20 protein-coding genes are annotated in these 20,964 nt (G+C 59.7%); 6 read left to right on the forward strand and 14 right to left on the reverse strand.

Features of this window, described 5'->3' with window-relative positions; all coding sequences use genetic code 11:
• Nucleotides 1–8: 8 nt before the first annotated feature.
• From O1Y97_RS02425 to O1Y97_RS02450, 6 genes are all read right to left on the reverse strand, one after another.
• Nucleotides 9–1,340, reverse strand: coding sequence for an ABC transporter substrate-binding protein (locus O1Y97_RS02425; RefSeq protein ID WP_318762954.1), 1,332 nt, complete (start codon nt 1,338–1,340; stop codon nt 9–11).
• Nucleotides 1,341–1,388: 48 nt separating this feature from the next.
• Nucleotides 1,389–2,465: a branched-chain amino acid ABC transporter permease gene (locus O1Y97_RS02430; RefSeq protein ID WP_318762955.1), complete on the reverse strand. Its 1,077-nt coding sequence runs from the start codon at nt 2,463–2,465 to the stop codon at nt 1,389–1,391.
• A gap of 4 nt (nt 2,466–2,469) precedes the next feature.
• On the reverse strand, nt 2,470–3,444 hold the full coding sequence (locus O1Y97_RS02435; RefSeq protein WP_318762956.1) for a branched-chain amino acid ABC transporter permease: 975 nt from the start codon (nt 3,442–3,444) through the stop codon (nt 2,470–2,472).
• A 131-nt stretch (nt 3,445–3,575) separates the two neighbouring features.
• A complete protein-coding gene (locus O1Y97_RS02440) occupies nt 3,576–4,355 on the reverse strand; it encodes an ABC transporter ATP-binding protein (protein WP_318762957.1) in 780 nt (259 codons plus the stop codon).
• On the reverse strand, nt 4,352–6,238 hold the full coding sequence (locus O1Y97_RS02445; protein WP_404801300.1) for an AMP-binding protein: 1,887 nt from the start codon (nt 6,236–6,238) through the stop codon (nt 4,352–4,354). The genes O1Y97_RS02440 and O1Y97_RS02445 overlap by 4 nt, the downstream gene beginning before the upstream one ends.
• A 305-nt stretch (nt 6,239–6,543) precedes the next feature.
• Nucleotides 6,544–7,218: a Crp/Fnr family transcriptional regulator gene (locus tag O1Y97_RS02450; protein ID WP_318762959.1), complete on the reverse strand. Its 675-nt coding sequence runs from the start codon at nt 7,216–7,218 to the stop codon at nt 6,544–6,546.
• Nucleotides 7,219–7,550: 332 nt separating this feature from the next.
• Between O1Y97_RS02450 and O1Y97_RS02455 the strand changes: the two genes are divergently transcribed.
• From O1Y97_RS02455 to O1Y97_RS02465, 3 genes are all read left to right on the forward strand, one after another.
• Nucleotides 7,551–8,207, forward strand: a complete 657-nt coding sequence (locus O1Y97_RS02455; RefSeq protein ID WP_108605901.1) for a TerC family protein — start codon at nt 7,551–7,553, stop codon at nt 8,205–8,207.
• Nucleotides 8,208–8,315: 108 nt separating this feature from the next.
• Nucleotides 8,316–8,561 (forward strand): hypothetical protein, encoded by a 246-nt coding sequence (locus O1Y97_RS02460; RefSeq protein ID WP_318762960.1) that lies wholly within the window; start codon nt 8,316–8,318, stop codon nt 8,559–8,561.
• Nucleotides 8,562–9,173: 612 nt separating this feature from the next.
• On the forward strand, nt 9,174–9,356 hold the full coding sequence (locus O1Y97_RS02465) for a type 2 periplasmic-binding domain-containing protein (RefSeq protein WP_318762961.1): 183 nt from the start codon (nt 9,174–9,176) through the stop codon (nt 9,354–9,356).
• A 14-nt stretch (nt 9,357–9,370) separates the two neighbouring features.
• Here O1Y97_RS02465 and O1Y97_RS02470 read toward each other — a convergent pair whose 3' ends face one another.
• On the reverse strand, nt 9,371–10,177 hold the full coding sequence (locus tag O1Y97_RS02470; protein ID WP_318762962.1) for a sulfite exporter TauE/SafE family protein: 807 nt from the start codon (nt 10,175–10,177) through the stop codon (nt 9,371–9,373).
• A 283-nt stretch (nt 10,178–10,460) separates the two neighbouring features.
• Here O1Y97_RS02470 and O1Y97_RS02475 point away from each other — a divergent pair, with 283 nt between their 5' ends.
• The 3 genes from O1Y97_RS02475 to O1Y97_RS02485 all read left to right on the forward strand — a co-directional run bounded on the left by O1Y97_RS02475 (nt 10,461) and on the right by O1Y97_RS02485 (nt 12,633).
• Complete coding sequence (locus tag O1Y97_RS02475) at nt 10,461–10,973, forward strand: hypothetical protein (RefSeq protein WP_318762963.1); 513 nt, start codon at nt 10,461–10,463, stop codon at nt 10,971–10,973.
• A gap of 320 nt (nt 10,974–11,293) precedes the next feature.
• Entirely contained in the window at nt 11,294–11,938 is a 645-nt protein-coding gene (locus O1Y97_RS02480) for a multicopper oxidase family protein (RefSeq protein ID WP_318762964.1), read from the forward strand.
• Between the two features lie 254 nt (nt 11,939–12,192).
• Nucleotides 12,193–12,633: a multicopper oxidase domain-containing protein gene (locus O1Y97_RS02485; protein ID WP_318762965.1), complete on the forward strand. Its 441-nt coding sequence runs from the start codon at nt 12,193–12,195 to the stop codon at nt 12,631–12,633.
• Nucleotides 12,634–12,992: 359 nt separating this feature from the next.
• On the opposite strand, the gene moaA is transcribed toward O1Y97_RS02485, so the two are convergent.
• The 7 genes from moaA to O1Y97_RS02520 all read right to left on the reverse strand — a co-directional run bounded on the left by moaA (nt 12,993) and on the right by O1Y97_RS02520 (nt 20,651).
• Complete coding sequence (moaA, locus tag O1Y97_RS02490) at nt 12,993–13,988, reverse strand: GTP 3',8-cyclase MoaA (protein ID WP_318762966.1); 996 nt, start codon at nt 13,986–13,988, stop codon at nt 12,993–12,995.
• Nucleotide 13,989: 1 nt separating this feature from the next.
• Entirely contained in the window at nt 13,990–15,117 is a 1,128-nt protein-coding gene (locus O1Y97_RS02495; RefSeq protein WP_318762967.1) for a vWA domain-containing protein, read from the reverse strand.
• Nucleotides 15,110–16,021 carry an AAA family ATPase gene (locus tag O1Y97_RS02500; RefSeq protein WP_318762968.1) on the reverse strand — a complete coding sequence of 304 codons (912 nt, stop codon included), beginning with the start codon at nt 16,019–16,021 and terminating at the stop codon, nt 15,110–15,112. The genes O1Y97_RS02495 and O1Y97_RS02500 overlap by 8 nt, the downstream gene beginning before the upstream one ends.
• 57 nt (nt 16,022–16,078) lie before the next feature.
• Complete coding sequence (locus O1Y97_RS02505; protein ID WP_318762969.1) at nt 16,079–18,493, reverse strand: xanthine dehydrogenase family protein molybdopterin-binding subunit; 2,415 nt, start codon at nt 18,491–18,493, stop codon at nt 16,079–16,081.
• A gap of 23 nt (nt 18,494–18,516) precedes the next feature.
• Entirely contained in the window at nt 18,517–18,993 is a 477-nt protein-coding gene (locus O1Y97_RS02510) for a (2Fe-2S)-binding protein (protein ID WP_318762970.1), read from the reverse strand.
• 52 nt (nt 18,994–19,045) lie between these two features.
• Nucleotides 19,046–19,927: an FAD binding domain-containing protein gene (locus tag O1Y97_RS02515; protein WP_318762971.1), complete on the reverse strand. Its 882-nt coding sequence runs from the start codon at nt 19,925–19,927 to the stop codon at nt 19,046–19,048.
• 67 nt (nt 19,928–19,994) lie between these two features.
• Entirely contained in the window at nt 19,995–20,651 is a 657-nt protein-coding gene (locus tag O1Y97_RS02520; RefSeq protein ID WP_318762972.1) for an SRPBCC family protein, read from the reverse strand.
• Between the last annotated feature and the right edge of the window lie 313 nt (nt 20,652–20,964).

Consider the following 20,964-nt stretch of genomic DNA (forward strand, 5'->3'; position numbering starts at 1 on the left):
CTGCAGCCTTACGAGGCGTCGCAGGCCTCGGCGCGGGCCGGCCAGGGTGCGTTCTTCTCGGCATAGGCCTTGGCGTCGGCATCGAGCAGCGGCCCGACCTTGTCGCTCATCGGCGCGATGTAGTCGGACACCTTCTCGTAGGTGGTGCCGTTCCAGCTCTGGACGAAGGTCGAGAAGTGGCCGTTGTGGTCGGCGCAGGAAAGCTTGACCGCACCGGTGAAGCCTTCGAGGCCGATTTCCTTGAGCCGCGCCTCATCGATGCTGAGGCCTTCCAGGCCGCGGCGAACGTCCTCGCCGGTGACCGCCTTCTTGCCGGTGATCTCCTGCGCCTTGCGGATGGCCTCGGCGATCAGCATCGAATTGTAGATGCCGCGGTTGTAGAGAACCTGGCCGACCTTGTCCTTGCCAGAAACCTGGCTCTTGCCGGCATCGACGACGTGCTTCTGGATGTCGGCGAGAAGCGGGAAGTCCGCGCCCACGGCATGCCAGTTCAGCGTCTTGAAGCCCTTTGCGCCGTCTCCGGCACCCTTGGCGTCATCCTCGCTCGGCCACCAGATCGAGATGAACTTCTCCATCGGGTAGTTGGTCTTCACCGCTTCCTTGACGGCGGTGGCATTCAGCGCGCCCCAGCCGTAGAGGATCATGTAGTCGGGCTTGTCGCGGCGAACGCTCAGCCACTGCGACGACTGGTTCTGCATGTCGGCGGCGGCCACCGGATAGAGCTTGGCCTCGAAGCCGAGTTCCTTCGACAGCTGCTCGATCAGCGGCAGCGGCTCGCGGCCGAAGCTGGCATCGAGATAGATGTAGCCGATCTTCTTGCCCTTGAGCTTGTCGATGCCGCCGCCTTCCTGGGTGGCGATGTATTGCAGGATCTGGGTGAAGCCGTCCCAGTAGGTTGCCGGCGGGTTGAAGATCCAGGGGAAGGTGTCGCCCTTGGCCGAGGCCGAAAGGCCGTAGGCCATCGACAGCACCGGGATCTTGTCCACGGCCGCCTTGGGGATCAGCGGCAAGGTGATGCCTGTCGACCACGGATTGACGATCACCGGCCTCTTGGGCTTCACCGATTCATAACATTCGAGGCCCTTCTTGGTGTCGTAGCCGGTCTCGCACTCCTCAACGATCAGCTTGACGCCGCCGATGCCGCCGTCGCGCTCGTTGAGAAGCGTCAGGTAGTCGTGCATGCCGTTGGCGATCGGCGTTCCGGACCCGGCAAACGGGCCGGTGCGATAGGTGAACAGCGGCACGTAGATCGATTCTTCCTGGGCCTGCGCGCCGTGCACGGCCGGCAAGGTCAGCGATGCTGCTGCAGAAAGTGCGTATAGCCAGTTCTTGAGCGACATTTCGTTCTCCTCCCTACTTCTTTTGCATTTCCGTCTTGTGCATGGCCCCTAGTAAGGGAAGGGCCACACACGAAGCTTCTGCTTGGCGATCTGCCAGAGCCGCGCGAGGCCGTGCGGTTCGACGATCAGGAAAAAGATGATGAGGGCGCCGACGATCAGATACGTCAGGTGCTCCACCGTTGCGGCAGCAATGGGCAGGCCAAGCGCCTCGGGCAGCATGCGGATGACGATCGGCAGGATGTGGATCAGCGCTGCGCCAAAGAAGCTGCCGATCATCGAGCCGAGGCCACCGATGATGACCATGAACAGCAAAAGGAACGACAGCTTGATGTCGAAGGCCGACGGCTCGGCGGCCCCGAGCCAGAGGAAGACCATGAGCGCGCCCGAAACGCCGCAGTAGAAGGACGACACCGCAAACGCGAGCAGCTTTGCCGGCAAAAGGCGGATGCCCATCAGCTGCGCTGCAATGTCCATGTCGCGCACCGCCATCCAGGTACGGCCGATCCTGCCATGGACGATGTTGGAGGCGAGCAGGGTCATGACGACGACGATGACCAGCACCACGAGGTAGCGTGTGACGGGCGTGGCCGAGGGGCCGGTGATGGCCAGGCCGAACAGCGTGCGGGCCGGCACTTCGATGGCGCCGGACGGATTGTCGTTGTAGAGCCAGCTGATGCGCACGAAGCACCACTGCAGGAAGAACTGCGCGGCAAGCGTCGCGACCGCCAGGTAGAAGCCCTTGATGCGCAGCGACGGCAGGCCGAACAGCACGCCGATGCCTGCGGCGAAGAAGCCCGAGCAGAGGATCCACACCAGGATGTTGATGCCTGGAAAGATGGTCGAAAGCTTGTAGGCCGAATAGGCGCCGACGCCCATGAAGGCGGCCGAGCCGAGGGAGAGCAGTCCGGTGTAGCCGACAAGGATGTTGAGCCCGATCGCGCCCAACGACAGGATCAGGAACGGCACCATCACCGAGGCAAGCAGGAACTCGTTGCCGAACAGCGGAACCGCGACGAAGGCGATGAGCAGGATGACTGCCAGGCCGAGCCGGTCCTGCAGGATCGGGAACACCGCCTGGTCGGCCGCGTAGCTTTGCTTGAACTGGCCCGTCTCGCGATAGAACATCTGGTCAGATCCGCTCGATTATCTTGTCGCCGAACAGGCCCTGCGGCCGATACAGCAGGAACAGCAGGGCAATGGCATAGGCAAACCAGCTCTCGATGCCGCCGCCGAGCAGAGGGCCCCAGTAGAATTCGCCGAGCTTTTCGCCGATCCCGATGATCAGCCCGCCGACGATCGCGCCGGGCACCGAGGTCAGCCCGCCCAGCACCAGCACCGGCAGCGCCTTGAGCGCCACGATCTCGAGCGCGAAGGAGACGTCGGAACGAGCGCCCCACATGATGCCGGTCACCAGCGCGACCAGGCCGGCGGCGAACCAGACGATAACCCAGATCTGGTTGAGCGATATGCCGACCGAAAGCGCTGCCTTGTGGCTGTCGGCAACGGCGCGCAAGGCCCGGCCGATGCGGGTCTTCTGGAAGAACAGGGCGAGCCCGACGATCATCACGGAGGCGATGACGGCGGCGGCGATGTCGATCTTCTGGAAGCTCACCAGTCCACCCAGCATCTCGACGTCGACCGAGCCGCTGGGCAGGAACAGCTCGCTGGCGATCATCTGCTTGGGGTCGCCGCCGAACACCATCTCGCCGAAGCCGATCAGCACATAGGTGATGCCGAACGTCGCCATGAACAGGATGATGTCGGGCTGGTTGACCAGCGGCCGCAGCACGACGCGCTCGACCAGCATCGCCAGCACGAACATCACGCCCGCCGTCAGGATCAGCGCGACGAAAGCCGCGGTGTGGCCGGAAAAGCCCGCGGCCGAGAACTTCTCGTAGAAGCCGACGAGGGTGAGCGCTGAAAACACGACCATGATGCCCTGGGCGAAGTTGAAGACGCCCGACGCCTTGAAGATGAGCACGAAGCCAAGGGCGATCAGCGCATAGAGCACGCCCGACACCAGCCCCTCCCACAGTGTCTGGACCAGCAGGTCGGGCATCTGCGCCATCTGCACGAAGGGGTCGATGAAGATGTTGTAGAGCATCGGTCTCCCTCCTCAGCCGGCCCGGCGCGTCGGACAGGCCTGGCGACATGCCGAGCCGCCTGCCGTCGTCTCCGCTGCCCTGCGTCTCGTGTTCATGCGGATTTTTCCTCCTCCACCAGACACCGGCATGGTCAGTGCCCCACGCCGAGATAGGCCTCGATGACCTTGGGATCGGCCTTGACCACTTCGGGCGTGCCATCGGCGATCTTGTGCCCGTATTCGAGCACCACGACGCGGTCGGACAGGTCCATGACGACACCCATGTCGTGCTCGATCAGGGCGATGGTGGTACCGAAATGCTTGTTGAGATCGAGGATGTAGCGGCACATGTCCTCCTTCTCCTCGATGTTCATGCCGGCCATCGGCTCGTCGAGCAGCAAGAGCTCCGGCTCCATCGCCAGCGCACGGCCAAGCTCGACGCGCTTCTGCAGGCCGTAGGGCAGCTTGCCGACCGGCGTCTTGCGGATCGACTCGATCTGCAGGAAATCGATGATGTCTTCGACCACGCGGCGATGCTCGATCTCCTCGCGCATCGCCGGGCCGAAGCGCAGCATCTGCCAGAAGAGTCCGCGGTGCATCTTCAGCGTGCGGCCGACCATGATGTTGTCGAGCGTGCTCATGCCGCGGAACAGCGCCACGTTCTGGAAGGTGCGGGCGATGCCTTGGCTGGCGGCCTGATAGGGCCGCATGCGCGGACGGGTCTTGCCCTTGTAGGTGATGCGGCCGTGCTGGGGGTGGTAGAAGCCGTTGACCACGTTCAGCATCGAGGTCTTGCCGGCACCGTTGGGGCCGATGATGGCACGAATCTCGCCCTTGCGGATGTCGAAGGACACGTCGGTGATGGCCTTCACCCCGCCGAAGGACAGCGATACGCCATCGACCGCCAGCAGTGTTTCGGGTGCGACGTTCATGCGGCGACCCCAAGCTTGGCGACTTGCGCAACCTCAGCCTCGGCGATGCGGACCCTGGCGGATATGATACCCTTGCGGCCGTCCTCGAAGGTCACTTCGGTCGAGATGTCGGAGGCCTCCGAGCCATTGTAGAGCGCGTCGACCAGAGGCTTGTAGCGTTCGGCGATGAAGCCGCGCCGCACCTTCTGCGTGCGCGTCATCTCGCCGTCGTCGGCGTCGAGTTCCTTGTGCAGGATAAGGAAGCGCTTGATCTGGGCCGCCGCCATGCGCGGCTCGGCGGCCAGTGCCCGGTTCACCTCGGCGACGTGACCGGTGAACATTTCATAGACCTCGGGGCGCTGCGCCAGCTCCTGGTAGGAGCCGTAGGCGATGTTCTTGCGTTCCGCCCAGTTGCCGACCGCCGTCAGGTCGATGTTGAGCATGACCGTGACGAAGTCGCGGTCCTGGCCGAAGGCAACGGCTTCCTTGATGTTGGGGAAGAATTTCAGCTTGTTTTCGATGTATTTCGGCGCGAACAGCGCGCCTGAGCTCAGCTTGCCGACATCCTTGGCGCGGTCGATGATGGTGAGGTGGCCGTCGGGATCGAAGAAGCCGGCGTCGCCTGTCTTCACGTAACCTTCCGGGGTGACCGTTTCTGCCGTGCGTTCAGCGTCCTTGTAATAGCCGACGAACTGGCCGGGTGAGCGATAGAGCACCTCGCCATCGTCGGCGATGCGGATCTCGACATTGGGCGTCGCCGGCCCAACCGTGCCGGCGCGGATCTGCCCGTCAGGCTGCGCGGTGACATAGAGAAAGGCCTCTGTCTGGCCGTAGAGCTGCTTCAGGTTGAGGCCGAGCGACCGGTAGAAGGAAAACAGGTCGGGTCCGATTGCCTCGCCGGCCGTGTAGGCGACGCGAATGCGGGAAAAGCCGAGCACGTTCTTCAGCGGTGCGTAAACCAGCAGGTTCCCGATCGCGTAGCCGAGGCGGGCGCCAAGCGGCACGGTCTCGCCGTCGAGGATCTTTTCACCCCAACGCCTGGCTACGCCGATGAAGTAATTGAACATGCCGCGCTTGAGCGCTCCGGCATCCTCCATGCGGATGGTGATCCGGGTCAGCAGCGTCTCGAACACGCGCGGCGGCGCGAAATAGAAGCTCGGCCCGATCTCTTGCGTGTCGGCTTCCGCCGTTTCCCGGCTTTCGGGACAAGCGACGCAGAAGCCCGCGACCATAGACTGGGCATAGTTGAGGTAGTGATCGCCGACCCAGGCCAGCGGCAGGTAGGCGAGCACTTCGTCGCGGTCGGTGAGCTTGTCGAAGGTGACGGTATCGCGCGCCGCCGCGATCGAGCCGCCGGCGGTCAGCAGCACCCCCTTGGATCGGCCTGTCGTGCCGGAGGTATACAGGATGATGGAGATGTCGCTGGCCTGACCACGGTCGCGCTCGGTATCAATCGCAGCGGCCGCCGAGCCGTCAGCCGCCAGTCGGACACGCCCCTGCTCGATGATGTCATGGATGGCGTGGAGCCGGCTGTGATCGTAGTCGCGCAAGCCGCGCGGCTCGTCATAGAGAACGGTGCGGAGCTTGGGCACGCGGTCCTGGACCGAGATCAGCTTGTCGACCTGCTCCTGATCCTGCACCGCCGCAAAGGCGACGTCGGCGTGGTCGAGCACATAGGCCATCTCGTCCGCGACCGCATCGGCATAGACCGGCACGGGGATCGCCCCCAGCCATTGCGCGGCGAGAATGGTCCAGTACATGGCCGGCCGGTTCGCGCCGATGACGGCGATGGTCGCGCCGCGCTCCAGGCCGAGTTGCTGCAAGCCGGCGGCATAGGCGCGGATGGTTTGGGCCAGCTCGCTCCAGTCCCATGTCCGCCAGATGCCGAGATCCTTGTGACGCATCGCCGGGCGATTGGGCCGCAGGCGAGCATGCTCGCAAAGCAGCTTGGCAAACGTATCGAGCTCGCGCGTTACGCTCCCTTGTGCCAAAGGCACGCCTCCCGTTTGTTCCCTCGTAGATCGCCGGGTGTTCCCGGTCGTTGGATCGAAGCTCGCAACCTTGGCAGGCTTTTTCAAGGGCTGGCTTGACAGACAGGACGCCAATGTTCAGTCTTGGGTACCGGCCTCATGCGCCCTAGGCGTAATTGCACGCCTAACCCTTTGAAATCATAGACATTCATAAACCACGCGCCACGCCGGCGGCCGCGCTACTCGCCGTAGCCGCGCAGCTTTTCCAGATCCAGGATCGTAACGCCGCCGCTCTCATTGCGGAGCAAGCCGGCCTTTTCCAGTTCTTGCAGGATTCGGTTGGCGACAGGCCGCGACACGCCGGCCAGCAAGCCGATCTCCTCCTGGCTGATGTCGATGTGCGAACCGACGAAGGGACTGATCACCGGGTTGAACAGCGAGGCCAGGCTGCGCGCCACCTTGCCGGTCGAATCGAGCGTACGATCATGCTCGACCTGCGCAATGAACTGCCCGAGCCGCTCGTTGATGAGCCGCACCAGCAGCCGGTCGAAGGCGACGCTGTTTTCGAAGAGCCAGAAAAATGTCGAGCGGTTGAGTAGCGCCACCTGCGTACGCCGCAGGGCAAGCACGTCATACTGGCGCGGCTCGTCCTTGAGCAGCGACCCTTCGCCGAACCAGCAACTCGGCGGCAGGCCGGCATAGGTCACGGCCTTGCCCGAGGTGGTGATCGAACCCAGCCGCAACAGTCCGCTGACGACGCCGATCCAGTTGTCGATGCGATCGCCGCGATGGATGAAATAGGTCCCCGGCTCAAGGGTGCGCAACATGATGCCGCGACGCGCACGCTCACGCTCATCCTCCGGCAGTTCCCGCGCCCAGAATACCGACGACAGAAATTGTTCCGGGCTTATCACGCGCGCTCCTGCACACTGCCATGAAGGACGTGCGTACCATGGGGTGTGTGCCCTCGTCACGCCGGCAGGTCAGCTAATCGCCGCCAATCCGCTCTGCATTGCGAAATTTGGCCTTGAGTTTCTCGCTTCCGGCAATTAGCTAGTCGCTACCAGGCCGGGCCCCTCTGGCAGTCCATCAGGACTGTGATGTCGGACTGGACGTTCCAATCCGGGTGGCCTGGCTTTTGAAATCCCTACGCTGTAGCAGCACTCTTTGACACGCGCGGAATCCGCGTTGCCTACGGCGATGATTGCAAGCCGCGCCGCCCCCAGCTGAAAGCAAAGGGTGCCGCATGACAGAATTTTTCACTCCCGAAGCAATGACCGCTCTATTCCAGGTGATCATGATCGACCTGGTCCTGGCGGGTGACAACGCGATCATCATCGGCCTTGCCGCAGCGGGCCTGCCCAAGGACCAGCGCGCAAAGGCCATTCTCATCGGCATTGTTGCCGCAACCGTGCTGCGCATCGGTTTTGCCGCCGCTACCACCCAGCTGCTGCAGATCGTCGGACTGCTGTTTGCCGGCGGCGTGCTGCTGTTGTGGGTGTGCTGGAAGATGTGGCGCGAGCTTCGCCAGAACCACGCCGAGGAAACGCAGGCCATCGAGGCGCTTTCGGAAAGCGACATCGACAAGGACGGCAAGGTTGCAGGCGCTGCCCCGCGCAAGACCCTTGGCCAGGCAGCCTGGCAGATCCTCATCGCCGACGTGTCCATGTCGCTCGACAACGTGCTCGCCGTCGCCGGCGCTGCGCGCGACCATCCCAACGTTCTGGTCTTCGGTCTTGTCCTGTCGATCGCATTGATGGGCATTGCCGCGAGCTTCATCGCCAACCTGCTGCAGAAGCATCGCTGGATTGCCTATGTCGGCCTGGCGATCATCCTCTATGTGGCCGGCGAGATGATCTATCGCGGCGCCCACGAATTGATGCCCTTCATTACCGGCTCCTGAGAGCCCGGCCCTTGCCACATGATCAGGCCCGCTTCGCGCGGGCCTTTTTCATGACTGCAAGGCGCTTGAAGTCAGCCCAGCCCGGATCTGGGCCGGCAGGCGGTCGTATTGACGACCATGGCCGGTACGGCACGGCCCGAACTCGCAGGCAGCTGGTTCAACGACGGCTTTGCCGGCACGATGGGGGAGCTTCTGTCGGCCATCGAAGACGGCCGCGAGCCGCTGAACGGCGCCCGGGCCAATCTGCGGAGCCTTGGGCTGACCTTCGCCGCGATCGCCTCGACGTATCGCGGCACACCGGTCGTGCCCGGCGCCGTTCGCAGCCTGGCAGAGGTGAAGCGCTCCGCTAGCTGAAGCCGGCGCGTGATACGACAAAGGCCCGCCGGTTTTCACCGTGCGGGCCTTTTTGGTTTTGGAGCCAGGATTCTGTCTTTTTTGTCCGGCTTTGTCGGCGTTTGCGAGCTTGCGGGGTTTTGCTGCGGTTCCGACCGGCAGTTGAACAGCAAAACGCCCGCGTCATTTCTGACACGGGCGTTTTTGTATTTGAATTTGGAGCCAGGATTTTGTCTTTTCTGCCTGGCTTTGTCGGCCGTTGGCCTGCTTTCGGGTTTTGCTGCGGTTCCAATCGGACCGTCACCTGGCGGCCAAATACAAAAAGCCCCGCTCGAGGCGGGGCGTTTTGTTATTTGGTTGCGGGGACCCGCAACTACCGATACCGACATTTGCTTCAGATCGCAGTTTGAAAGAGATAGCCCCAGAAAACATCCATGCGGGAACGGACGGGCGGCAGCCAAAACGTTGCGCGGGCGCGGACTCTGGAACGACCGACATGGGGCCGTTTGGAGACAGGCAGCTTTTGACGTAAAGGTCGAGACATCGGACATTAGGGTGATCAACTGGGCTGCAATGCGTATCGGGCTGCTTATGCGGCCCGAACATCCTTAGGCGGCAGTTCGGAAGCCAACCTTGGCGGACTGCCTCGCCTACCCGCTGGCGGTCGGAATGCGGGAACTCTCCATTCGTGAAGCGATCGAAACATTGCTCGAAAACCTCTCCGTGGCATCGCCGCCAAATCTGGAAGTAAGTTCAATTCGCATGTTGGTCGAGCTCGCAAAAATCGGCCACCGCGCCGCCATCACCACGGCGTAGCGCGCACAATGATATCACCGATGGCGCCAGACTTTTGCCGCGGACACCAGCAGGATGATAGCAAGGGCCGGAAGCAAGACCCAGCTTGGTACGATGCCGAGCAGTTGCCCGCCGATGAAGGTTCCAACGAACGACCCCGCCGCCATGACGACTAGAAAGCCCCGGTTACGGTTGATCACCGAAAAGCTCTGGTCACGGCTGTATCGCGTAAAGCCGACGATCATGGTCGGCAAGGACACCGCAAGCGAGAGACTGCCCGCCAGTTTCATATCCGCGCCGAACAACAGGACGAGCGTGGGGATCAACAACTCGCCGCCTGCCACGCCGAGCAGGGAAGCGACGATCCCGATCCCGAACCCCACGATGACACCTACGACGAGCTGGGCCGATCCAGTGAGCAAAGGCTGCCCCGCCGCCGCATCATGCCCGAACACCAGCACGACCGCGATAACAACGAGCAGCCCGGCAATCACCTTATAGAGGGTTTCCGATCTCAGTCGCGTGGCCCATCCCGCCCCTATCCATGCGCCAAGCAGGCTACCGGCAAGCAGGTTCAGGACTATCGGCCAGTGTGCGGCAATCGTCGCGAACGGGACCGTTGCCGCTCGGAGCGGCAGGGCTGAAGCAACCACAACCAGACTCATCGCCTTGTTGAGTATGACAGCTTCAAGAGCTGTAAAGCGAAACAGTCCAATCAGAAGCGGCAGTCGGAACTCAGCACCGCCGAGTCCAATCAGTCCGCCGAGCGATCCGATAACAGCCCCACCTCCAAAGGCGACGGGCAGATTGCGGGGAGCCGTGATGACCGTTTCATGAACCATATCGTTATATCTCGTTGGAGATATCGCATGCTGTTATCGCTTGGTGTCCGCCAACGCAACGTTGCCATGTGACCCAGGGGAAATTTGCAGAAATGCTTAAATAGCCACCCCTCATACTTGACTATGAAATTCAGCTTAAATAGGAGGAAGCCGTCCAGTTTGCCCCGGATCGGTGGGGAGCGCTCGGTCAACTCAAACTTTCCCTCAGGCTCGCAACGCAGCGGGCACGCCATCCCATCGGGAGGGCGTGACGGGCCGTTGCGTCCTCTATCCGGTGACACAATTGAGCGCTTTCGACCTCTCCCTCGCATCATCACCCGCGCTTTTGTCCCCCGCGCTTTTGTCCTATGCCAGGACATCACTGAGGTTGATCCATTTCGGCAGGCTGATCCTGGGATTCGGCGGGGCGGCGTTTCTCGACCTGACGTTGTCGCGTTACCGCTGGACAGCCGTGACAGCCGAGCTCGTCGACAATGTCGAATGGATCAGTCGCTTTGTTGCCCGCGGCCTGCTGATGCTTTGGCTGTCGGGCATCGGGTTTCTTCTGCTCTACCAGGCCGCCGAGCCGGAGAAGGTCCCGAACCCGAAGATCTGGGCCAAGGTGATCATTGTCGCCATACTGACGATCAACGGCATCGCCATTCATCGCCTGGTGCTGCCGTTCCTCAGGCGGCAGGTCGGAAAGCACCTCCTGGCTGACATCGAACCGCGCAAGCGCGCCGCACTCATCGGCTGCGGGGTCGTGTCGGTCGTTTCATGGGTGATGCGGTGGTGCTCGGCGCGGCTCCCCAACTGAACTTTGTCGTCCCCTGTGCCGCCATCCTGGCCGCTTACGTTCTTGTTCTGGTGCAGGGTTTCCTGATCGCCGCCATTGTCGTCCGCAAGTGGCCTCGAGATTCCCGGGCCGACATGGCCCGGAATGAGCATGCGACGTCCCGACAAGGCACATGAGCACCGTGTTCGCGGTCGTTTGCTGATGCAGGCGGATGGATGTATCGGTCTGGATCGTTTCGGCATTGTCCCCGGCGGGTCGGAGTAGCCCGAGTTTCGAAGAACGGCGCCATCGAGGCCTGCGAAAGGTAAGTCCGTATGCCTGGAATATCGCGTCGCGACGTCTTGCTCGGGGGTGCCGCAGCTCTTGCCGCAGCCGCCGCGGGCACTGTGGCGGCAAGTCGGGCCAACGCGGTCGATCTGACCCTGCGGGCGTCGATGCTGCGCCATTCGATCCTGCCCGGCACGATGACCGGAGGCATGATGAGCTTTCACGCCGACGGACCGCCTCCGGTGCTGCGGCTGCCGCAGGGCAAACCATTCTCGATCGATGTGGTGAACGACCTAGAGGAAGCGACGATCGTGCACTGGCACGGTTTGCGCATCGCCAATGCGATGGACGGCGTTCCCTATCTGACACAGGCGCCGATCACGCCCGGCAACAGCTTCCGATACACGTTGGCATCGCCGGATGCCGGCACCTATTGGTATCATCCGCATTGCAACACCTTGGAGCAGATCGCCAGGGGACTGACAGGTGTCCTGGTGGTCGAAGATGAGGAAGACCCGGGGTTCGACCAGGACTTGCCGCTCAACATCCGGGACTTCCGCCTCGGCGGCGATGGTCAGTTCATCGAGTTGTTCAAGCCACGCAATGCGGCCCGTGGCGGTACTCTGGGCACGGTCGGCACAGTGAACTGGGAAGTCGCTCCGACATACGATCTCGCCGCCGGCAGCCGTGACCGATATCACCCGCGTCGGCACATATGATCTCGAGGGCGGAACCGCTCAAGTGATCGCACTGGATGCAAATCCCCTCGCGCGGCCCATTGCGCCGAAGGGCATCGTCATGGCGCCAGGGCAGCGCGCCGACATCGCCCTGCGTGTGCCCGACAGTGCGGACGAAATTGTGAGCCTGACCCCTGAGAACACCCCAAGGGCCGCGGCTTCTCGCGCGGTTTCGGCCCTTGGGTGCCAGTGCCAGGCGCAGGCTGGACGAGCTCAAGCCACTGCGGCCCAATCCGATGCCAAAAGCTGATCTCGCCAATGCTGAAACGATAGACTTCATCTTTGGCTGGTCGCCTGGCGGAGACGCACCGACGCCGGGCATTTGCGGCACCCTTGGCTACACGTTCTGGTCAATCAACCGGGTTACCGGTCAATCCGACATACCGGGCCACGGCGAGCCGCTCGCCGTGTTGAAACAGGGCAAGAGCTATGTCCTACGCCCGCGCAACGAAACACCGAACGATCATCCCATCCACCTGCACGGTATGACCTTCCGCCTGTTGCGCTCCGACAAGCGCAAGGTCGCCCCACTGCCGACAGACACTGCCCTTCTGCTGTCGAAGGAAACGATGGAGGTGGCACTGGTCGCCGACAACCTTGGCGACTGGGCGTTCCACTGCCATGTGATCAAGCATCAGAAAACCGGCCTGAGCGGCTATCTGCGTGTAGAGGCTTGAAGTGTCGAAGATGCAGCTCCAATTCTGGAAGCCTCTTTGATTGCCTTCGGGTTTGTTGCGGGCATGGCGCGCGTGTTTTGGGAGCCCCTGCGGGAAATCGAAAGCCGCGAAAGACATCGAGCAACGGGGTGCAATTCTGGACGTGTTGGGTATTCCCGCCCCAGATTCCCGAGATGCCGCACATCGGACTTGGCGAAAACATCAGCCAGTGCGAAGAGCATCGCGGCACTGGGGGCGTGTGTCGAGCACTCGCTGCCATTTCTTCTTTTGCGACCAATGCCGCAAACGCGCTCACACAACTGCTCTCGCGATACGACACGACAACATCATCGTGAACCACCCACTCGCCACGTCATGAATCAACCGCCGGTGACACTCATATGTCGGGATACGGACGGCCGATTGGTACGACGGTCAATCACGAAATCATGGCCCTTCGGCTTGCGACTGATCGCTTCATCAACCGCGTCGGCCACCAACTCATTACCTTCCGAAGCGCGTAGCTTCTCGCGCAAGTCGGCAGCGTCCTCCCTGCCCAGGCACATGTAGAGCGTTCCGGTACAAGTCAGCCGGATGCGGTTGCAGCTTTCGCAGAAATTATGCGTCATCGGCGTGATAAAGCCCAGCTTACCACCCGTTTCGGCTACGTGGACATAGCGGGCTGGACCGCCCGTTTTGTGGGGGATGTCGGTCAGCGCGAACTGGCGCTCTAACGAAGCACGCAGCAGCGATAGAGGCAGGTATTGGTCGCTTCGATCAGCGTCGATCTCGCCCATAGGCATAGTTTCAATGATGGTTAGGTCCATGCCGCGGCTATGAGCCCATATTATCATCTCCGGCAGCTCGGCTTCGTTGAAATCTTTGAGCGCAACCACGTTGAGCTTCACCTTCAGCCCCGCCGCCTGTGCAGCATCAATGCCTTCCATGACTTTGTCGATACGGCCCCAGCGGGTGACGGCATGGAATTTTTCGGCGTTCAGCGTATCAAGCGAAACATTGATCCGATTTACACCGCAATCGGCGAGTTCCGCAGCGAAGCGCGAAAGTTGGGAGCCATTTGTAGTCAGCGTCAGCTCTTCCAGGGCGCCGCTCTTCAAATGCCGTGAAAGCTGGCGCACAAGACTCATGATGTTTTTGCGCACCAATGGCTCCCCGCCAGTTAAGCGCAACTTCCTAACACCCTTCTCGATAAATACAGTACAGAGGCGATCGAGCTCTTCCAGCGAAAGAAGGTCATTCTTAGGCAGGAAGGACATGTTTTCGGCCATACAGTAGGTGCAGCGAAAATCGCAACGGTCGGTGACAGATACCCGTAGATAGGTGATCGTACGACCGAAAGGATCGATCATGTCCATGCTATTCGCTTTCATGTACGCGTCTGCGACCGCCTCTTTCTAGAAAGGCATCGTTTCGGCCCAGCAAATCCGTCAGATATTCCAAACTGGCCAAGTTATGACCGCTCTCAAACACGTCAATGTATGGCATTGCTATTCGCATTCCACGCGTAAGCGGCTCATAAACTGGATCTTCTTTTTGGGGATTAAGCCAGACAACACGGTTCGCAAGTCGCGAAAGCCGCACCATTTGCTGTTTGAGTATCTCGGGATCGTCAATCTCCAGCCCGTCCGAGCATATGATGACAATCGCGCCTCGCGCTAGGCTGCCGTACTCGCGCTCCTTGAGAAAGTCCTTCAGACTGTTTCCGATGCGGGTGCCACCGTCCCAGTCAACCACCTCCTCGGCCGCCCTCGTCAGCGCCTCATCCGGTTTGACGTGAGCCAGTGCCCTAGTGAAGTGGGTCAGGCGGGTCGCAAAACAGAAGGTTTCCCAATGCTGTTGGGTGCGGACGCCGACATGAGCGAACAACAACAAGGCTTTGGCATATGCCGCCATGGAGCCAGACACATCAAGCAAAAAGACTATCCGGCGGGGGTGCTCGCGTCTTGTGCGCCAAGACCTCTTGAAAGGCTCTCCCCCTGTTCGCAATGAGGCACGAAGCGTACGACGGAAATCGAGAGTGCCCGCCCGGGCAGGCGCATATCGGCGTGATCGTCTAGTCGGAACTATGAGACGTTCGCCTGCCGCGAACAATTCCCGCAATTCCTCCTGAGTGCACCTCGCAAAGCTCTTTTTGCGCAATACTTCGAAGGGGCTTGCGATGGAGATTTCTTTTTCAGCGGCCTCGTCTGTGCGGTCTCCCACCCCTCTAATGGGCGGCGGTTTAGCCACATCCTGCACCTCGCAACGAGGTGCGCGTGTAAAACCTTCTTGTTCGTCGCCAAAAAACCTCACGAATACCGCGTTGTAGATAGGAATATCGTCGCGGCGGCAAGTGAGAGTAATCCTACCAGCCCAGTAAAGATTAAACGGATAGAGCATATCCGCAGCTCGGCAAAAATCCGATATTTGCCCGCTACCTACGAGCAAACCCTCTTCACGCAAACTCCGCCCGAAGCGGATGAGGCGTTCAACAGAGTTACCCACTCGTAATTGTCTCCAAGAGGGGCTCGACCAGACGAAGGTCGTCGTGATTCTTCACTGCCCACCCCAGAGTCACACGGCCAGCTTCAGTGTCTAATGTTTCCGCTCCTAGAAATTCTAACGCTCGCGCCCAGTCAATTGCCTCAGAAGCTCCCGGGGGCTTAATCAAATCTAGATTGCGAAGGCGGGAAATCGCGACCGCGACAGAACGCGCCAACCCATCAGATACGCCGGACGCTCGCATCCGGATGATCTCAACTTCGCGCTCCAACTCGGGAAAACCAATCCAATGGTAGAGGCACCGTCGCTTCAGGGCGTCATGCAACTCACGCGTTCGGTTTGAAGTTAAGATCACAGCGGGAGGGGTTTTTGCATGGACCGTCCCCAACTCGGGTATTGTCACAGAGAAATCTGATAGAATTTCTAGCAGGAATGCTTCAAATTCATCGTCGGCTCTATCAACTTCATCAATCAAAAGCACGGCACTTGAACCGGCGCGAACCGCTTTGAGCAACGGCCGCTCAAGAAGAAAGTCTGGCCCATACAATTGGGCAACCCGTCGCTCGGGGTCGATCTCTCCCTCTTGCAAAGCCCGCGCGAACAAGAGCTGGCGTCCATAGTCCCACTCGTAGAGTGCCTGACTTGCATCGATGCCTTCATAGCACTGCAACCGAATAAGCTCTGCCGAGAGAATCGAGGAGAGGGCCTTAGCAACCTCAGTTTTGCCAACACCCGCTTCGCCTTCCAGTAGAAGTGGTCGACCCATTTTCAGGGCAAGCAGAATAGCCGCTGCCAAGCCCTGATCGGCGAGGTAACCCTCGCCGATCAGGGCAGCCTTGACCTCGTCTATAGTATCAAAAGGCAGTCCCGATTGCCTCACTGAGACAAAATCAGTTCGTTGCGACATAGTCATAGGTTCCACGTGGAAAGGCAGCCACGAACAAACTGTATAAACACGAGCGTATCATGCATTGGGCCGATCTATCTTGCCAATCATGCGCAGAACCGTGTCCGGCGTAAGTGGAAGACGTGTGATGCGAACCCCGAAAGGGGCAAGAGCATCGGCAACTGCGTTGGCAACAGCTGCTGGAGTAGCAATCTGCCCGCCTTCGCCCATTCCTTTAATGCCGCCAATCGTAAACGGTGACGGCGTTTCAATGTGATGCACTTCTATGGGCGGCATCGTTGGGGCGGTAGGCACCAGATAATCCATATAGGTGGTAGTAAGCGGCTGACCTTCCTCGCTGTAAATCAAATGCTCGAGGAGAGCGCCGCCGATTCCTTGGGCAATCGCTCCGTGCACCTGACCTTCGACGATCATCGGGTTGATAACAGTTCCGCAGTCCTCAACCACGATCATACGGGTCAGTTTGACGAAACCGGTATCAACGTCGACTTCTGTCAGCGCGACAATGCAACCGTTCGCATAAGAAGCCGGAGGATCGTAGAAACGCGTGGAAGAAAGCAGGGGCTCGTGGCTTTCGCCGGGTTCGTCATCTCGCAGACTTCCGTCCCAGTATGAAGCAAAAGCGACCTCTTGCATGGTTTTTGAGACAGATGGCGCACCCACGACAGAGATTTTTCCATCCTCGATCACCAAATCCTCGGGGCTGGCTTCAAGCATGCGTCCGGCTACGCGCAGAACCTGCTTGCGGACGTCCGCGGCCGCCCGAGCAACGGTGGCCCCACCAATGACAGCACTACGGCTGGCGTAGGTTCCCAGGCCATATGGTGAAGTTAGAGTATCGCCATGAAGGACCTTGACGTCAGAAATATGAATACCCAGGCCGTCAGCTGCTACTTGAGCCAAGGCAGTTTCATGCCCTTGGCCATGCCCGGAAACGCTTGTGCTAATCGTGACCTTGCCGCCGGGGTCCATAGTCACAGTGGAATTGTCATGAGAGGGCAGCGGTGTGCCAGCTTGGGCGGAAGAGTCACTTCCCCATGCAGTCTGCTCTACATATGAACTTATGCCCAGTCCAATGTAGCGTCCCTCATTCCGAAGCCTTTGTTGCTCAGCCCGGAATTGCTTGTAGCCCACAGCTTCGAGCGCCTTTTCCAGCGACGCTTTATAGCTGCCGCTATCATAAACTTGGCCAGTCGCACTACGGTACGGGAGCTCATCTGAGTCGAGCATGTTTTTCAGACGAAGTTCTGCGGGGTCAATTTGAAGACCCCGAGCAATTTCATCTACAATGATTTCTCGCGCCGTGTTCGCCGCAGTCCAGCCCACACCGCGATAGGCCGCGGTCGGACTCTTGTTTGTTAGCGACGCAGCGACCGTCTCTTCGAAATTTGCGATACGGTAGGGCCCACAGAAAGACTTTGCGGCCAACGCCGGCTCGATCAAAGCACTCTCGGTGTTGAATGAATAACCGCCGCCGTCTCCAATGAACTCACCACGGACGCCAAGTATCGTTCCATCATTCTTCACGGCGACGTCGAGGTTGATGAACTCCTCTTTGGCATGAGTAGCAGCAAGTAAGTGCTCGCGCCGATCTTCAATCCATTTCACTGGGCGGCCGAGCTGCGTCGCAACCCAGGGAATCACAATCTCCTCGGGTGAAGTACACATCTTCTGACCAAAGCCGCCACCAACCTCAGGTGCGATCACCCGCACTCGCTGCGCGGGATGGCCAAGTTTGCCAGCAATGATTGAACCCAGAAAATGCGGCATCTGGGTCGACGACCATACAGTCAACTGGCTGTCATGGCGCTCGTAATTCGCTAACACACCACGACATTCCATCGGCGCCGCTTCGTAGCGGTTGTGGTAAAATCTAGTACTAAAGGTCTGGTCAGCTGCCTTGAACGCACCCGCCACGTCGCCGTGGACTTCTGTCTCTCTGTAGACCTCATTCTTGCCTATCGCCGGGTGCAGGATTGCTGCACCCGCCCTACCGGCAGCTTCAATGTTCGGCACCGCTGCGAGCACCTCATATTCAATAGCCTCTCCAAGTTGTTCGGCCAGATCCTCGGCCACATATCTATCTGCGTGGGCCACGATGGCGACAGCCTCGCCTGCGAACCGGACCCTGTCGAGCGCCAAGACATGTTGTGGAGTTTTCAGCAGCGTCGGGAGTGTCACCACGTCAATTAGCGGAGGTACATTCCGCATATCTTCGCCGGTGAACGCAAAAACCGTCTGGCCGAGGCCAGGCAAGACCGATTTGTCGATAGACTTGATCAAGGCATGCGGGTGCGGAGAGCGCACAAACACCGCGTGAAGCGTGCGGGGTAGCACGATATCGGCGACATATTTCGCGCTACCGGTGAGGAACCGTGGGTCTTCAACTCGCTGAACTCTAGCCCCGATCCACCTTCCCTTGCGAATTGAGCGGTCTTCCGGAAGCCTTACTTTAGAAAGAGCTTTTGCCATCGGTCTTTTCTCCCCACAAGCCGTTATCGGTTGGTAGCGGCAGCAGCCGCGATGGATTTGACGATGTTTTGATAGCCGGTGCAGCGGCAGATATTTCCGCCCAACTCCAACCGAATTTCGTCTTCGGTCGGGTTCGGATTCGACTTCAGGAATGAATGTACCGACATCAGTACGCCTGCCGTGCAGAAACCACACTGAAGGCCGTGGTTCTTGGCAAAAGCCTGCTGTACGAAGTCAAGTTCACCATCTGTGTCGAGACCTTCGACGGTCGTGATCTCGCACCCCGATGCCTGCACGGCGAACATCAGGCATGACCTAACAGCCTTTCCATCCAGCAAAACTGTGCAAGCTCCACAAACACCGTGTTCGCAGCCGAGTTTTGTTCCAGTAAGGCGAATATCTTCTCGAATCGTATCGGCAAGTGTTCGCCTCGCTTCTACTACAACGTCGTAATTCTCCCCATTAATCGACAACGAAATTGCATGTTTTGCTGCGCTCATTTCGAACCGTCCTTCTGTATTACACGACTAGCGGCTAGGTCTTTCTGCGCGATTAGGCGCGCTGCTGCGCATCATCGATTGCCCGACGAAGGCCCCTTCGGGTCAAAACGCCCGCCACGTGGCGGCGGTATTCTTCGCTGGCATGGATGTCATTCGCAGGGTCGACGGCAGCCGATACCGCTGCTGCTACCTGGTCAAGCAAAGCGTCGTCGATCGCGCTTGCGCTCACACCTAGCAGTTGTTGCTCGGCAGAAGTTATTCGTATTGGTTTGGAGCCGACGCCGAAAGGAACAATTCGCGCACTACTTACGGCCCCATTTTTCAACGTCACGAGAGTTACCACACCGGCTAGGGCAAAGTCGCCGTGGCGCTTTGTTACTTCCTCAAAAGACCACCCTGTGGCACCGGTCGTTCCGCTAAACCTCACCTCAGTGACAACTTCGTTTGGTTCTAGTGTGGTAGTGAAAGATGAGATGAAGAATTCATCCGCCCGGATGGTTCGTGTTCCGCCCTCACTTTGTGCCGTAAGTTCCCCGTCGAGCGCCAGCCAAACTGCCGGCAACTCGGCCGCAGGATCCGCGTGGCAGAGACTTCCGACAATAGTGCCCCGATTACGAATTTGCGAATGGGCAACGTGCGAGAGTGCTGACGTAAGGAGGGGCAGAGCTCGACGAACTTCATGCGAACTCTCGACGTCATTGTGCCTGGCCAGCGCGCCAACAATAACGCCGCCGGCCTCGACGCGCACGTAGTCCAACCCGGGGATGCGGTTGATGTCGATTAGGTTTCCTACGGTAACAAGACGAAGGTTAAGCATCGATACAAGGCTTTGCCCACCGGCCAGGACCCTGCTGTTTTCTGGATCACTTCCTAGAATTCTGGCGGCCTGGTCAATAGTATTCGGTACGTGGTAGGTAAACGGAGTTGGCTTCATCGCTTATGCACCTTCCCTGACTTCTTGGTCTTCCCAGATCGATTTTCGTCTACAAGCAACGAGGTTGTTACTTACGTGCCCGTCGCAAACCCAATGCGGAAAAGATGGAGCCGACTTTGGCTGCAATCGATACAACCCACCTGGGAAGCACGCCGCCAGCAACTGCGACCAGATCGAGCGCCTCCGTCTCTGACGACGCAATCTTGCGGACCCCGACGGGCGTCACCGAGGCGGACCCCGCCCCCGAACTCGTCAATTGAGAATTGCCGGTCTCGGCAATGCAATCCTGCCCCAGCATGCGACTTAGGTTGTCAGCAAACTGCGAGACTATTTTCTCACTGACCTCAGCCATTATCCCGCTGCGACCAAACTGTGCCACGCGGCCTGACAGGCTGACATCGGTCACAACGTTAACTTTCGTCCGCTGGTCAACGGGCACTGCCTTCACGACGACTACCGCAGACGCCTGGCCCTGCGTCCCCCTTCCAGTGCCTTCAATAGTTGCTCGGTAAGCATTGTTATCCTGGTCGGTTATTCTTGCTGTGCCTTTGAACTCCGCGGTAATCGGACCCAGCTTCACCTTAACAACGCCACGATATTCATCGCCTTCAGCCTCCTGAAGTTGAGCGCCTGGAAAGCAGGGGGCAATGCGCTCGACGTCGACTAGCGTCGACCACACCCGCGCTATTGGCGCATTGACCTCGAAATCATTGACCAACTTCACTACTTAAGTTCCTCCGTCTATGAACTCGGTGAGAAATCCAATGCATGCCGATCGCCAGAAGCGCGGTTACCGACAGTTCACTCGAAAGCTTTTCTCACAAGCGCCGTTGCGATCTGACGCAAACGATATGTCGTTGGCTTCTTGACCGGACACGACCGTCTACATTCAAGATAGCGCGATCTCCCTGTCACGCCATGAGCCACGCTCCAGTCACAAAACTCCTAGTCGAAGGGCTTCGACGAGATGCCCTTGATCGGATGCTGATTGGACCGATTTCTTGCACCAGAGTACTGCGGCGGCGCCCTCATACTAA

The sequence above is a fragment of the Aminobacter niigataensis genome (genome assembly GCF_946995915.1).
GTDB lineage: Bacteria > Pseudomonadota > Alphaproteobacteria > Rhizobiales > Rhizobiaceae > Aminobacter > Aminobacter niigataensis.

Coding starts and splice junctions, on each gene's coding strand:
- O1Y97_RS02510 (WP_318762970.1), bottom strand. CDS start 18,993: ATGAGCGCAGCAAAACATGCAATTTCGTTGTCGATTAATGGGGAGAAT.
- O1Y97_RS02455 (WP_108605901.1), top strand. CDS start 7,551: ATGACAGAATTTTTCACTCCCGAAGCAATGACCGCTCTATTCCAGGTG.
- O1Y97_RS02500 (WP_318762968.1), bottom strand. CDS start 16,021: ATGTCGCAACGAACTGATTTTGTCTCAGTGAGGCAATCGGGACTGCCT.
- moaA (WP_318762966.1), bottom strand. CDS start 13,988: ATGGACATGATCGATCCTTTCGGTCGTACGATCACCTATCTACGGGTA.
- O1Y97_RS02515 (WP_318762971.1), bottom strand. CDS start 19,927: ATGAAGCCAACTCCGTTTACCTACCACGTACCGAATACTATTGACCAG.
- O1Y97_RS02440 (WP_318762957.1), bottom strand. CDS start 4,355: ATGAACGTCGCACCCGAAACACTGCTGGCGGTCGATGGCGTATCGCTG.
- O1Y97_RS02505 (WP_318762969.1), bottom strand. CDS start 18,493: ATGGCAAAAGCTCTTTCTAAAGTAAGGCTTCCGGAAGACCGCTCAATT.
- O1Y97_RS02425 (WP_318762954.1), bottom strand. CDS start 1,340: ATGTCGCTCAAGAACTGGCTATACGCACTTTCTGCAGCAGCATCGCTG.
- O1Y97_RS02445 (WP_404801300.1), bottom strand. CDS start 6,238: ATGCGTCACAAGGATCTCGGCATCTGGCGGACATGGGACTGGAGCGAG.
- O1Y97_RS02435 (WP_318762956.1), bottom strand. CDS start 3,444: ATGCTCTACAACATCTTCATCGACCCCTTCGTGCAGATGGCGCAGATG.
- O1Y97_RS02470 (WP_318762962.1), bottom strand. CDS start 10,177: ATGGTTCATGAAACGGTCATCACGGCTCCCCGCAATCTGCCCGTCGCC.
- O1Y97_RS02485 (WP_318762965.1), top strand. CDS start 12,193: ATGCCAAAAGCTGATCTCGCCAATGCTGAAACGATAGACTTCATCTTT.
- O1Y97_RS02430 (WP_318762955.1), bottom strand. CDS start 2,465: ATGTTCTATCGCGAGACGGGCCAGTTCAAGCAAAGCTACGCGGCCGAC.